The sequence below is a fragment of the Candidatus Chlorobium masyuteum genome, from assembly GCF_011601315.1.
GTDB classification, from domain to species: Bacteria; Bacteroidota; Chlorobiia; order Chlorobiales; family Chlorobiaceae; genus Chlorobium; species Chlorobium masyuteum.
Genome location: NZ_JAAORA010000002.1, coordinates 1 through 12,542 on the forward strand (window position 1 = coordinate 1; position 12,542 = coordinate 12,542).

14 protein-coding genes are annotated in these 12,542 nt (G+C 51.3%); 13 read left to right on the top strand and 1 reads right to left on the bottom strand.

Annotation, left to right across the window (positions count from 1 at the left end; translation table 11 throughout):
- The first annotated feature begins 287 nt into the window (after nt 1-287).
- The 4 genes from G9409_RS03585 (at nt 288) to G9409_RS03600 (ending at nt 3,394) form a co-directional block, all read left to right on the top strand.
- On the top strand, nt 288-1,061 hold the full coding sequence (locus tag G9409_RS03585; protein ID WP_166807470.1) for a sulfite exporter TauE/SafE family protein: 774 nt from the start codon (nt 288-290) through the stop codon (nt 1,059-1,061).
- Between the two features lie 111 nt (nt 1,062-1,172).
- The gene (locus tag G9409_RS03590) at nt 1,173-1,544 is read left to right on the top strand and encodes a pyridoxamine 5'-phosphate oxidase family protein (protein ID WP_166807471.1); all 372 of its coding nucleotides are present in this window, start codon (nt 1,173-1,175) and stop codon (nt 1,542-1,544) included.
- 198 nt (nt 1,545-1,742) lie between these two features.
- On the top strand, nt 1,743-2,090 hold the full coding sequence (locus tag G9409_RS03595; RefSeq protein ID WP_166808020.1) for a helix-turn-helix transcriptional regulator: 348 nt from the start codon (nt 1,743-1,745) through the stop codon (nt 2,088-2,090).
- Nucleotides 2,087-3,394, top strand: a complete 1,308-nt coding sequence (locus G9409_RS03600) for a type II toxin-antitoxin system HipA family toxin (protein WP_166807472.1) — start codon at nt 2,087-2,089, stop codon at nt 3,392-3,394. The genes G9409_RS03595 and G9409_RS03600 overlap by 4 nt, the downstream gene beginning before the upstream one ends.
- 43 nt (nt 3,395-3,437) lie before the next feature.
- On the opposite strand, the gene G9409_RS03605 is transcribed toward G9409_RS03600, so the two are convergent.
- A complete protein-coding gene (locus G9409_RS03605; RefSeq protein WP_166807473.1) occupies nt 3,438-3,944 on the bottom strand; it encodes a septal ring lytic transglycosylase RlpA family protein in 507 nt (168 codons plus the stop codon).
- A gap of 143 nt (nt 3,945-4,087) precedes the next feature.
- On the opposite strand from G9409_RS03605, the gene G9409_RS03610 reads away from it, so the two are divergent.
- From G9409_RS03610 to G9409_RS03650, 9 genes are all read left to right on the top strand, one after another.
- Nucleotides 4,088-4,855, top strand: coding sequence for an alpha/beta hydrolase (locus G9409_RS03610; RefSeq protein ID WP_166807474.1), 768 nt, complete (start codon nt 4,088-4,090; stop codon nt 4,853-4,855).
- Nucleotides 4,856-4,968: 113 nt separating this feature from the next.
- Nucleotides 4,969-5,592 carry an acyloxyacyl hydrolase gene (locus tag G9409_RS03615; RefSeq protein WP_166807475.1) on the top strand — a complete coding sequence of 208 codons (624 nt, stop codon included), beginning with the start codon at nt 4,969-4,971 and terminating at the stop codon, nt 5,590-5,592.
- Nucleotides 5,593-5,645: 53 nt separating this feature from the next.
- Nucleotides 5,646-6,284, top strand: coding sequence for a cyclase family protein (locus tag G9409_RS03620; RefSeq protein WP_166807476.1), 639 nt, complete (start codon nt 5,646-5,648; stop codon nt 6,282-6,284).
- 124 nt (nt 6,285-6,408) lie between these two features.
- Complete coding sequence (locus G9409_RS03625; protein WP_166807477.1) at nt 6,409-7,062, top strand: succinate dehydrogenase cytochrome b subunit; 654 nt, start codon at nt 6,409-6,411, stop codon at nt 7,060-7,062.
- Nucleotides 7,063-7,116: 54 nt separating this feature from the next.
- On the top strand, nt 7,117-9,051 hold the full coding sequence (locus G9409_RS03630) for a fumarate reductase/succinate dehydrogenase flavoprotein subunit (RefSeq protein WP_166807478.1): 1,935 nt from the start codon (nt 7,117-7,119) through the stop codon (nt 9,049-9,051).
- Between the two features lie 8 nt (nt 9,052-9,059).
- Nucleotides 9,060-9,833 (top strand): succinate dehydrogenase/fumarate reductase iron-sulfur subunit, encoded by a 774-nt coding sequence (locus G9409_RS03635; protein ID WP_166807479.1) that lies wholly within the window; start codon nt 9,060-9,062, stop codon nt 9,831-9,833.
- A gap of 106 nt (nt 9,834-9,939) precedes the next feature.
- Complete coding sequence (locus G9409_RS03640) at nt 9,940-10,347, top strand: hypothetical protein (protein ID WP_166807480.1); 408 nt, start codon at nt 9,940-9,942, stop codon at nt 10,345-10,347.
- A 447-nt stretch (nt 10,348-10,794) separates the two neighbouring features.
- On the top strand, nt 10,795-12,150 hold the full coding sequence (locus G9409_RS03645) for a hemolysin family protein (RefSeq protein ID WP_166807481.1): 1,356 nt from the start codon (nt 10,795-10,797) through the stop codon (nt 12,148-12,150).
- Between the two features lie 5 nt (nt 12,151-12,155).
- Nucleotides 12,156-12,536, top strand: a complete 381-nt coding sequence (locus G9409_RS03650; RefSeq protein ID WP_166807482.1) for a histidine triad nucleotide-binding protein — start codon at nt 12,156-12,158, stop codon at nt 12,534-12,536.
- The last annotated feature ends 6 nt before the right edge of the window (nt 12,537-12,542 follow it).

Sequence of the window (12,542 nt, forward strand, 5' to 3'; positions counted from 1 at the left end):
CACGGATGAGCTGGTCGATCAGTGCCTTCTGGCTGTCGGGAATCTGTTCTTGCTTTTTGGCCATAGCTTTTCTCCTTTTGTAATGATAGGAAACTATGACCGTTTACACACTTTATCTTACAGACTCTTATTGCCGCAACCACACGTTGTTTTGGGCTGGAGCTATTGACTCGGGACCAGCATCTTTTATCGGTTTTAAGTAAGCGCTCTGCCCCTCAGACGCGCAATAAATAGTGCGCCATTCCTCTTATCCTTGTTTTACACTCCTGCCATAAAGGTGTTCAAGTATGTTTGAGTTTTTGTTTTTTGTTACCGCTTTCCTTTCGGAAATAGCAGGAACGATTGGCGGGTTCGGCTCGTCGGTGTTTTTTGTTCCGCTTGCAGGACTTTTTTTCAATATCCATACCGTGCTTGCTTTGACAAGCATTCTGCATGTGTTCAGCAACTCGTCAAAGCTGCTGCTGTTTCGTCGTCATATTGATTTCAGGCTGGTTCTGCTTATGGGTATTCCCAGTATCCTGCTGGTGATTGTCGGCGCCTATCTCAGTACCCAGCTCGATGTGCAATATGTCGAGCTGGCCATGAGCATATTTCTTATCGCGTTCAGCCTGCTGCTCTATCTTTTTCCTCATATCGCCTTGCCACCCAGCAAGCCCAATGCCGTGATAGGAGGTGGCATAGCGGGGTTTCTGGCAGGACTTATCGGGACGGGTGGCGCCATAAGAGGACTGGTGCTGGCGGCATTCAACCTTGAGAAAGGCATCTTCATTGCCACCTCTGCGGCGATTGACTTTGGGGTGGATATCAGCCGGATGGTAATCTATTTAAACCACAGCTCCCTTGAGCTGAAGTACTTTTTCTACATTCCCGGTCTGATTATAATTGCCTTTGCCGGTTCATGGGTCGGAAAATGGCTGCTTGAGAGAATTCCGCAGGAAAAATTCAGGAAGCTTGTTCTGGTGCTCATTTTTCTGATTGGTATCACCACGCTGGTTCAATACGCAAGGGCTGTGACCCCGAAAAACCTGAACCCTGCCCAGGTTGTCAATTACAAGCGCTGAATTATCCGGCAGATCTCTACGGTTGGCAATCTATTGTAAAAGCTTTACCATAATGGAGGCGAATCAGCAGGATTCCCCATATTTAATTCAAACACAATCGGGAGCATAGGGATGATTCCAGAGAAATTAACGGAAGTATTGAAGCATGACGGAGTGGTTGCGATTGCAACTCTGGGGCAGGATGGCCCTCATATGGTCAATACCTGGAACAGTTATGTACGAATTACCGAAGCAGAGCGCATTCTGATTCCAGTCGGCTACATGCAACATACGGAAGCGAACATTGCGTTTAACAATCAGGTGTTGATTACACTCGGCAGCCGCAAGGTCGCAGGAAATATGGGGCCTGGCACCGGATTTTTGATTAAAGGCACGGCGAGCATAGAGACCTCCGGGCCTGATTTTGATGCAACCCACGCTAAATTTGCATGGGCACGTGCCGTCATGGCTGTAACGGCCAGCTCCATTGAACAGACCTTGTAGGACACCGCAATAAATCTCTTCTCTCTGCGCGGACGGAGCCCCGTCCGCCTCGCACCCTAACCGCTCACGACAATTAATTGAAATATCTATCAATAAATGCATCTATTAATTCGTCAAAAATTGATATAAATATCTATATTTGTTCTTTATATCGCCACTGATTGCGATTTATGATATAAGGAAAAGCGGAGATTCGTGATGAAGATTGAAGGCTTGTTGAGTGATGAGGCGATTCTGGGAGAGCTGGGCAAGCGATTGGCTCAGCGGCGGCTGGAACTTCAGCTTACCCAGGAGATGCTTGCGGAGCAGGCGGGAGTATCGAAGCGGACCGTGGAACGTGTCGAGGCTGGAGCTACGGCGCAGATGTCGACCATGATCCGGATTCTTCGGGTATTGGGGCTGCTTGATCGGATGGAAGCATTGGTGCCCGAGTCCGGAGCGCGTCCGATGGATCTGCTCAGGCTCAAAGGCAAGGCGCGAAAGCGAGCCAGTGGCAGGAGAAAACCAACCGATGAAAAGCCCTGGACGTGGGGTGACGAAGCATGAGCACGACAGCAATGGTAAACCTTTGGGGACGCACGATCGGTGCGGTGTCGCTGGACGACAATGCTGCGACAGCCTCCTTTGAATATGATCCGGCTTTCATCAGCAGCGGTATTGAGGTGGCCCCGCTGATGATGCCGCTATCAGGCAGGCTATACTCCTTCCCATCGCTGCAACGGGAAACCTTCCATGCTCTTCCGGGGCTTTTGGCGGATTCACTGCCGGATCGGTTTGGCAGTGCGTTGATTGATGCCTGGCTTGCCCGTTCCGGACGTATGCCGGAGTCGTTCAATGCGGTGGAGCGCCTTTGTTACATCGGTTCGCGCGGCATGGGTGCGCTGGAGTATGCTCCGGCAATCCGATTGGGTGCACCCGCATCTTCCCGTGTTGAGGTTGACAAGCTGGTAGCGTTGGCGTCAGAGGTTTTGACCCATCGTGACAACCTGGAGGTCTGGTTCCACGAGGAGGGAAGGCAAACAGCTCTACGGGATATTTTGCGGGTCGGCACTTCGGCTGGCGGTGCGCGGGCCAAGGCGGTGATTGCCTGGAATCCGGAAACGAACGAAGTTCGTTCAGGTCAGGTGCAGGCTGGCAGTGGATTTGAGTACTGGCTGATGAAGTTCGACGGTGTCAGCGGAAACAGGGATAAGGAGCTGGACGACCCGAAGGGTTACGGCGCAATCGAGTATGCCTATTACAGGATGGCGGTGGATGCGGGAATTGCCATGACTCCGTGCCGCCTTTTCGAGGAGAACGGACGCCGCCACTTCATGACGAAACGGTTCGACCGGCAGGAAGGCGGAGGCAAGCTGCACATGCAGTCACTTTGCGGCATGGCGCATTTTGATTTCAATCAGGCGGGAGCATACGGCTACGAGCAGGCGTTGCAGGTAATCCGCCGACTGGGGTTGCCGATGGCGGCCATTGAGGAGCAGTTCCGGCGGATGGTTTTCAATATTGTGGCCCGTAATCAGGATGACCACGTAAAGAACATTGCCTTTCTGATGGACAAGAGTGGAAAGTGGTCGCTCTCTCCCGCTTTCGACATGACCTACAGCTATCAGCCGGGCGGTAAATGGACATCAACTCATCAGATGACGATGCAAGGCAAGCGGAGTGGCTTTACCCTGGAGGATTTCAAAGCGTGTTCAAAGAGTGCTTCCATGAAGCGCGGGCGAGCAGAAACGATTATTGATGAGGTGATGAAGGTCGTCTCCCGATGGAGGGAGTATGCGGAGGAGTCGCGCGTGAGTCCGTCGCAACGTGATAAAATAGAGGCTGCCCTGAGAGTGGAGCCCTTTAAATAAACCCGGATATTAAAATTGCCTTGTATTTTAAAGCAAGGCTTTATCAGCGGTTGACAACCTCGATTTTTACTTTGGCGGTACCCTTGTCATAAAAACCGAGCCTTTTGGCCGCTTCAGCACTCAGATCGATAATCCGGTCACCGACAAACGGGCCGCGGTCATTGACCCTGACTACAATCGAAGCATTGGTTTCAAGGTTGGTTACCTTTACCAGAGCAGGCAGGGGAAGATATTTGTGTGCGGCACTTGGTTTTGAAGGGTCAAATATTTCGCCGTATGCGGTCGGCTGTCCATTATGCTGCCTCAGGGTTTCATGACCATACCATGAAGCCAAACCTGTCTCCTCGTAGGAGTTCGCCTCTTCATAGCTCATTGGGACATAAACCTTGCCGTTGATGACGTAGGGGGTGTTTTTCAGTTTTCCTGTCCGGTAGGCCTCTTCAGGTGAAATCCCGCCTATATATGAGGATCGGGAAGAGGTACATGAACTGAGTGCCAGAGGCAGCAGCAGGCATCCGGCCAGAAATAATTTGCGCATTGAATCGTTCATGGATGTCGCCTTTTATGGTGCCTTTTATTTTAATAAATGTCAATTTACGCTTATTCTTCCTCTATTGACACTATTTTTAACTTTCCGGTATTGAGCCTTAAAGGTTTTTGCAGTTGGAAAGAGAGACTTTACCCCGTGTGAACATGGTTGCAGAACCTGAGGCCCGCAGTCCTTTCGGCGTTTTAATCATACATGGTTTTACCGCAACACTTGAGAGTGTGGAGGCGTTGCGCAAGCCCTTGCAGGAAATGGGTATCCCTTTCTGCATGCCATTGCTTGCCGGGCATGGGGCCACGTCTCCCGATGCACTTGATGGCGTAGGATGGGAGGCATGGCTTAAGGATGCAGAGCTGGCGTTTAAGGATTTCTCGCTGGAGGTGGAGCGGGTTATCGTGATCGGGCACAGTATGGGTGCACTGCTTGCCCTTAATCTTGCGGTACGCTACCCGAAACAGGTTGATTCTCTTATCCTTGCAACACCGGCACTCAGGCTTGTCTCTCTGCTTGCACCTGGCAGACCGCTTCATTTTGCAGCTCGGCTTGTCAGTATGATGATCAAAAAGTGGGATCTGAAAAGTGATTTGCAGGAGTTGCGGCCTCAGTGCCTGGCTCCCCATTACGCCTGGGTTCCGACCAATGCTATTCTCTCCCTGTTTGATCTGATCCGGACTACCGAGAGGCTGCTTGATCAAGTCAACGTACCTTTCATGATTCTGCATAACAGAAAGGAGGCAACCGTGCTTCCAAATAGCGCAACCCTGCTCTGCAATCGGGCGGCAACGTCTCCGGAGGAGCGCTCAATTGTCTGGTTTGAACGTTCCGGACACCAGATTTTCTGTGATTGTGAACGTGATAAAGCGGTTCGCACTATCATGACGTATATAGCAGACAGAACCGGTCGAAAGGAGTAAGCTTTTGAACGGCTCTTTGCGATTCATGCGCGTCATGTTGAAGAATGCAGGTTACGGTTTTATATTCCTGAACGGAGCGTTCATTATTCTCTTGCACCTAAAACCAAACAGAAATGAATACGTTTATCTGCAGAGCGGTTTCCACCTCTCTCCTGCTCTTTTCAATGCTGTTTCACGCTCTGCCGCTGAAGGCGAGTGCTCCTGACGGCTCACCGGAAAGCGGGAAAAAACCGGCGGTTGTGCTCAACGAACTTGGCTTCGCTTCAGGGTATGTGTGGGGTTCGCTGAACAGAAAAGCGGATAACTTTACCGTGTATCCGCTCATTGCACGAGTTGGATTCAATATGAACCGATTGCTGGGTATTGAGGGCGCAAAGAGCACCCTGCAGCTGGCACTTGAGCCGCAGGTGAATCTGATTTCCGGTCCGCAGGATGGTGTGGAAGCCGGTTGCGGTATCGGTCTGCGCTATTTCCGCAAACTCGCCTCTCCGGTGGATCTTTTTTTTGAGGCAAGCTTTGCGCCCATGTTTTTAAGTGTTGATTCGATAGAGCAGGGCAAAGCCGGGTTTAACTTTCTTGATCATTTCGGTTCAGGCCTTCAATACCGGGTATCGGACAAAACGGCGTTTTTTGGCGGCTACCGCTGGCGTCACATCTCTCACGCAGGTCTTGTTGACCGCTCGAATATGGGCATAAACTCCAACGCCATTATCGCCGGGGTTTCATGGCTCTATTAATAGAGGTGTCCTAATGTTCCGCAACTTGTTTGCTATGAAAAAAGATCGGCATCATGCGGGTTATTGACCTCTCGCATACCATAGAGCCCGGAATGCCGGTTTATCCGGGGACGCCCGAACCGGAATTTCAGCCGCTTGCAACGCTTGATAAAGAGGGCTTTTCCGAGCAGCTTATCACACTCTCCTCCCATACCGGCACCCATATCGACCTCCCCTCCCATATTCTTTCCGAAATGACAAGACCCGATGTTTTTGCGGTTGAACAATTTGCCGGAAAAGGTGTCGTCATGGATGTTCGCGATGCCGCCGGAGGGGTTATCAGCAAAGAGCAGCTCAAACCGTTCTCTGCATTGATTGGTTCGTGTGACTTTCTCCTGCTCTCTTCCGGATGGAGCGAAAACTGGGGTCGGCCGGATTATTTTAAAGGATATCCGGCGCTCTCGGTTGAAGCCGCACACTGGCTCACAGAGTTTGATCTGAAAGGGATCGGGGTGGATATGATCTCTGTGGATCTTCCGGATTCAGTTGATCTCCCTGTTCACAGAAGAGTGCTCGGGAAAGGGATTGTGCTCATCGAGAATCTGACTGCACTGTCGTCACTTCCCGATTCTCCCTTCACTTTTTGCGCTTTTCCGCTGAAAATAGCCGGAGCTGAGGCTTCACCGATCCGTGCGGTTGCCCTTGTTGGATAAAAGGGGTCAGCAAAGATTATTTAATTGGAAGTTAATTGAGAGGGCGTTACCTTTGAGTACACAGGATTTAATCCACTGTTCTTTATCATCGCAATAACTACGGTTCGTAATTCGTACCACTACTATGCTCATGTACTCTTCGATTACCAGAAAAGTGCTTATGGCGCTTGCGGGGCTTTTTCTGGTTACCTTCCTCCTCGTGCATCTCGGTATCAATCTTTTGCTGCTGAAATCCGATGGAGGCGCTTCGTTTACTGAAGCGGCAACCTTTATGGCTACCAATCCGATCATAAAGGTATTTGAAATTGTTCTTTTTGCAGGCTTTCTGCTTCACATCTTCTTCGGTATGCTGGTCTCCGGCCAGAACCGCGCTGCACGCACGACCCGCTATGAGTGTGCCAACGCTTCGGACACCTCCTTTTTTTCAAAGTACATGTTCCACACCGGCATTATTGTACTCATCTTCCTGCTTCTTCACTTTATAGATTTCTACTTTATCAAGACAGGTCTTGTCGCCCCGCCTCCCGGCATCGAACGGCACGACTTCTATCATCGCGCACTGCTGCTCTTCTCATCGCCCTGGTACTCCCTGATCTATATTGCCGGTTTTGTTTCTCTCGGCATCCATCTCAACCATGCAATACAGTCGGCATTTCAGACCCTTGGATGGAACCACAGCCGCTATATGGGAGCAGTCAAGCTTGCAAGTACGATCTACTCGGTATGCATTGCAGCAGGATTCAGCCTTGTTCCGGTCTACCTCCTGTTAATCAAGTAAACAAGAGCAGCTAACTGTGTTATTTACCGAAAACAACACTCACTACACGTTTCAATGACACGCCTCAACGCCAGAATCCCTGAAGGGCCGGTGGCAGACAAATGGACCGCCTACAAATCGGGATGCAAGCTGGTAAACCCCAACAATAAACGCAAACTTGACATCATCGTGGTTGGTACCGGTCTTGCCGGGGCCTCTGCAGCCGCCTCTCTCGGAGAGCTTGGCTACAATGTCAAGGCATTCTGCTATCAGGATACACCGCGCCGTGCTCACAGCATCGCTGCACAGGGTGGAATCAATGCCGCAAAGAACTATGCCAACGACGGTGACAGTGCCTACCGGCTTTTTTATGACACCATCAAAGGCGGCGATTACCGGGCACGTGAAGCCAATGTGTACCGTCTTGCTGAAGTCAGCAACCAGATTATCGACCTCTGTGTTGCCCAGGGGGTCCCATTTGCCAGGGAGTATGGCGGGCTTCTGACAAACCGCTCTTTCGGGGGTGCACAGGTATCAAGAACCTTCTTTGCGAGGGGCCAGACAGGCCAGCAGTTGCTGCTCGGGGCCTATGGTGCCTTAAGCCGTCAGATCGCCGCAGGTACCGTTACGCTCTACAATCGGCGCGATATGCTTGACCTGGTGCTTGTTGACGGAAAGGCGCGGGGAATCATTACCCGGAATCTGGTTACCGGCGAGATTGAGCGTCACGCCGCACATGCGGTTGTGCTGGCAAGCGGCGGGTATGGCAATGTTTTTTACCTCTCCACCAATGCCATGGGTTCCAATGTGACTCCGGCATGGTGTGCCTACAAGCGGGGGGCTTTTATGGCCAACCCGGCCTTTACACAGATTCATCCCACCTGTATTCCGGTGCACGGCGACTTTCAGTCAAAGCTGACCCTGATGAGTGAAAGCCTGCGCAACGATGGAAGGATCTGGGTGCCGAAAAAATTAAAGGATGTGGAGCGGCTGCGCCATAAGGATATCAAACCATCCGATATCGCCGAGGAGGATCGGGACTACTATCTTGAGCGCCGTTACCCTGCTTTCGGAAATCTTGTTCCGAGGGATGTCGCATCAAGGGCGGCCAAAGAGCGGTGTGACGCCGGATATGGTGTCGGCTCTACAGGAATGGCGGTATATCTGGACTTTGCCGATGCCATCAAGCGCAAGGGGCATGATACCATTGATGCTTTATACGGCAACCTCTTCCAGATGTACGAGCAGATTGTTGCTGAATCACCCTATGAAACCGCGATGATGATCTATCCGGCGGTGCACTATACCATGGGAGGTCTATGGGTTGATTACGAGCTGATGACGACCATTCCGGGACTCTTTGCTGCCGGGGAGTGCAATTTTTCCGACCATGGAGCCAACCGTCTCGGGGCATCTGCGCTTATGCAGGGGCTTGCCGACGGGTACTTTGTGCTGCCCTATACGATAGGCAACTATCTTGCATCTGAGATTCATACACCGCGGTTTGATCCTGCCGCTTCCGAATTCACTGCCGCCGCAGAGGGGGTTGCTGACCGCCTGAAGCAACTCCATAACAACAAGGGCAAGGAGTCGGTTGATCACTTCCATCGCCGCCTCGGCAAGATCATGTGGGAGTATTGCGGGATGGCCAGAAATGAGGCGGGTCTTACCGAAGCCCTCTATCTCATTACCGAGCTGAAGAGGGAGTATGCCCGGGGAGTAAAGGTGTCGGGAGGTCTGGATGAATATAATCCTGAACTTGAGAAGGCCTGCCGGGTTGCTGACTTTATCGAACTCGGCGAACTCATGGTACGCGACGCCCTGCAGCGAAAAGAGTCTTGCGGGGGTCATTTCAGGGAAGAGTACCAGACCAGTGATGGTGAAGCTTTGCGCGACGATGAGAAGTTCGCATTTGTCGGCGCATGGCAATACACCGGCCGTGATGCAGTGCTGCACAGGGAGGAACTTCAATTCAACGAGATCAAGCTCTCCCAGCGGAGCTATAAATAGAGGATAATATGAATTTTACGCTGAAGATCTGGCGCCAGAAAAATGCGGAGGCCAAAGGCGGTATGGTTTCCTACGAGGTATCAGGGATCTCTTCCGACAGCTCATTTTTTGAAATGCTTGATATCCTCAACCAGCAGCTTATTGAGAGCGGTGGTGATCCGGTCTCCTTTGACCACGACTGCCGGGAGGGTATATGCGGTACATGCAGCCTCTATATAAACGGGAGGCCTCACGGGCCGGTCAAGGGGGTAACCACCTGCCAGCTTCATATGCGCTCTTTCAGGGACGGGGAGACTATCCATATCGAACCATGGCGGGCAAAGGCTTTTCCGGTCATCCGCGATCTCATTGTTGACAGAAGTGCGTTTGATAAAGTGATCCAGGCTGGCGGTTATGTATCGGTTAATAGCGGAGGTGTGCCTGACGCCAATACCATTCCTGTCGAGAAATCGAAATCCGATGCGGCCTTTGATGCCGCCGCCTGCATCGGCTGCGGGGCCTGTGTGGCCGCCTGTTCCAACGCTGCCGCCATGCTCTTTATCGGCGCAAAGGTCTCTCATCTCGCTCTTTTGCCGCAGGGGCGTATAGAGACTGAAAAGCGGGTGCAGAAGATGGTAGCCTGTATGGATCAGCTTGGTTTCGGCAACTGCAGCAACACCTATGCCTGTGAAGCGGAGTGCCCGAAAGGAATTTCCGTAGTCAATATTGCCCGCATGAACCGGGGGTTTCTCAAGGCGAAACTCATGTCGGACAAGGAGAAGGAAATTCGCGATTCCATGTAAGGGCGCGAGTTGTTTTGAGAGGGAATGTTTTTGTTCTGCAGGATGTTGTTTTCAATGATCTTGTGCTTCCATTCAGGGAACCTCTCAACGAAGGAGCTCAGTTGCCATGAAAAAACACACCGGTTTATGGATTGATCACAAAGAGGCGCTTCTGGTTTCAATAGAAGGCGAGAGTTTGGTTGTTCAGCGTGTTCCGTCCGAAGCGGAAAGTCATTTCCGGCCTTCAGGGGGCTGGAAATCGAGCGGAACGTCGGTTGCGCAGTCAATTTCAAAAGAGCAGACCGCTGACGAGAGCCGAAAACACCAGTATCAGGCATTTTATAAAAAAGTGATGGCTCTGCTCGGTGATTCTTCGGGTATTGCTCTTTTCGGTCCCGGTGAAGCAAAGATTGAGCTTGCCAAGGCGATCAGCAAGGTCGGCTCACTGCATGAAAAAGTCAAGGCGGTTGAAGCCTGTGACCGTATGACCGAGAAGCAGTTTATAGCAAAAGTCAAATCGTTTTTTGTTATCTGAATCCGTATCTGCCTGCTTGCCGGCAGCCCTGGTTAAGGCTGCCGGTCCATTATTCTCCCTGTTGAATCGCTGCTTCTCTCCGCTTTTCCGGCAATCTCTTTTTTTTCGACACACGGTTGAGTGACTCCGGAGATCAACAACATCCGCGAATTTCCTGATGATTATCTCATGCTCAGGCTTCAGCGGTGCGAATGCAAGAATCTTTTACCGTATTTTCCGGTTAATACTTATAATTCATGGAGGTACACTGTGGAAACGGATTTTATTCAGGGGAATTTTGCATGTTGCTGGCTCCTGTTTGGAAATTGCAGTTTAAACGTGTAGATGATAAGCTTGATGTAATGCCTCTATTGCAAGAACAGAACTCTCCGGGGCGATTCCGTCTGTTGGTGGACGGGTGCTTTAGCTGAATTTTTTTCTCTTCCCGGAATGTTCAAAAATGAATTTATGGAAATACTCTTTCTTTTGTCACTGATTGTTGTTAACGGCCTTTTTGCCATGTCGGAAATAGCCCTGGTGACGGCTAAACGCTCTCGTCTTGCAAAACTTGCCGAGGATGGGGATAAATCGGCAGCGGTCGCCATCAAGCTTGGTCAGGAGCCGACCCGTTTTCTTTCGACCATACAGATAGGCATTACCTCAATCGGTATTCTTAATGGTATTGTCGGAGAGGGTGCTCTTGCCGGACCACTGGCGGTCAGGTTTCAGGCATTCGGGATGGATCCGGAAATCAGCCATATCATTTCGACCGCTATCGTTGTCCTGTCGATCACCTATATCACGATTGTTGTTGGAGAGCTTGTTCCCAAAAGGCTTGGCCAGTTCGATCCGGAAGGAATCGCATGTCTGGTTTCCCGTCCCATGTTTACCCTCTCGACAATAACCCGTCCGTTCGGAAGGCTTCTTTCCGCGTCAACTGATGCTATCCTCCGCCTTATGGGGCAAAGCCCCCAGGCCTATCCCAGCGTTACCGAAGAGGAGATTCATGCTATGCTTGAGGAGGGCTCTGAAGCGGGAGTTATCGAACAGCACGAGCATGAGATGGTCCGCAATGTGTTCCGTCTTGATGATCGTCAGCTTGGAACCCTTATGGTGCCGAGAGCTGATATTGTCTTTCTTGACGTTTCAAAACCGCTGGAAGAGAATATTCTGCGGGTGACAGAGTCCGAGCACTCCCGCTTTCCGGTCTGTAACGGGGGTCTGCAATCCCTGCTTGGCGTGGTCAACGCCAAACAGCTTCTGTCGAAAACCCTGAAGGGGGGGTTGACCGAGTTTACTTCACAGTTGCAGCCCTGTGTCTATGTTCCGGAAACCCTTACCGGTATGGAGCTGCTGGACCATTTCAGGACTTCAGGCACCCAGATGGTTTTTGTTGTTGATGAGTACGGGGAGATTCAGGGGCTCGTTACCCTTCAGGATATGCTTGAAGCGGTGACAGGAGAGTTTGTACCGCGCAACAGCGAGGATTCATGGGCGGTTGAGCGCCAGGATGGTTCATGGCTGCTGGATGGTCTTATTCCTGTGCCTGAGCTGAAGGATACGCTTGAACTCAGATCGGTTCCGGATGAGGATAAAGGACTTTATCACACCTTGAGCGGTCTTATGATGTGGCAGCTCGGTCGAATGCCTCAGACCGGAGATGTCATGATATGGGAAGAGTGGACGCTTGAGATTGTTGATCTTGATGGCCAGCGGATCGACAAAGTGCTTGCCTCAAAACGTCCCGAGGAGGTTATACCGGAAAACGGGCGATCGGAAGTGCCGTCAGCCGAAGCGAAAAGTGACCCCTTACATAAAAACTGAACGTAATGACCAATCATCATCCGGAGTGCCTTTTCTGCCGAATCGTAAACGGCGAGATCCCGGCGAAGATTATCTACCGAAATGAGCATGTTGTGGCATTCAGGGATATCACGCCTGTTGCACCTCAACATGTGTTGATTATTCCGGTGCGCCATATTGCCTCCCTGAACGATCTGGAGCCCGAAGATGAAGCGACAGCAGGAAGCCTTATGCTTGCTGCCGGAACGGTTGCCGGTATTCTGGGTATCAGGGAGTCCGGTTACCGGTTTGTGTTCAATACGGGACCCGATGCCCTTCAGAGTGTCTTTCATATTCATGGTCATCTTGTCGGCGGAAAAGAGATGGGATGGCCTCCCTTTGCCGGATCGTCGACGCTGCACGGATAGGCGTGG

Bases quoted from the DNA above. Each gene is read 5' to 3' on its own strand.
- G9409_RS03640 (WP_166807480.1), top strand. From the start codon at position 9,940: ATGAAAAAACACACCGGTTTATGGATTGATCACAAAGAGGCGCTTCTG.
- G9409_RS03615 (WP_166807475.1), top strand. From the start codon at position 4,969: ATGAATACGTTTATCTGCAGAGCGGTTTCCACCTCTCTCCTGCTCTTT.
- G9409_RS03585 (WP_166807470.1), top strand. From the start codon at position 288: ATGTTTGAGTTTTTGTTTTTTGTTACCGCTTTCCTTTCGGAAATAGCA.
- G9409_RS03645 (WP_166807481.1), top strand. From the start codon at position 10,795: ATGGAAATACTCTTTCTTTTGTCACTGATTGTTGTTAACGGCCTTTTT.
- G9409_RS03630 (WP_166807478.1), top strand. From the start codon at position 7,117: ATGACACGCCTCAACGCCAGAATCCCTGAAGGGCCGGTGGCAGACAAA.
- G9409_RS03620 (WP_166807476.1), top strand. From the start codon at position 5,646: ATGCGGGTTATTGACCTCTCGCATACCATAGAGCCCGGAATGCCGGTT.
- G9409_RS03605 (WP_166807473.1), bottom strand. From the start codon at position 3,944: ATGAACGATTCAATGCGCAAATTATTTCTGGCCGGATGCCTGCTGCTG.
- G9409_RS03650 (WP_166807482.1), top strand. From the start codon at position 12,156: ATGACCAATCATCATCCGGAGTGCCTTTTCTGCCGAATCGTAAACGGC.
- G9409_RS03625 (WP_166807477.1), top strand. From the start codon at position 6,409: ATGCTCATGTACTCTTCGATTACCAGAAAAGTGCTTATGGCGCTTGCG.
- G9409_RS03595 (WP_166808020.1), top strand. From the start codon at position 1,743: ATGAAGATTGAAGGCTTGTTGAGTGATGAGGCGATTCTGGGAGAGCTG.
- G9409_RS03635 (WP_166807479.1), top strand. From the start codon at position 9,060: ATGAATTTTACGCTGAAGATCTGGCGCCAGAAAAATGCGGAGGCCAAA.
- G9409_RS03610 (WP_166807474.1), top strand. From the start codon at position 4,088: ATGGTTGCAGAACCTGAGGCCCGCAGTCCTTTCGGCGTTTTAATCATA.
- G9409_RS03600 (WP_166807472.1), top strand. From the start codon at position 2,087: ATGAGCACGACAGCAATGGTAAACCTTTGGGGACGCACGATCGGTGCG.
- G9409_RS03590 (WP_166807471.1), top strand. From the start codon at position 1,173: ATGATTCCAGAGAAATTAACGGAAGTATTGAAGCATGACGGAGTGGTT.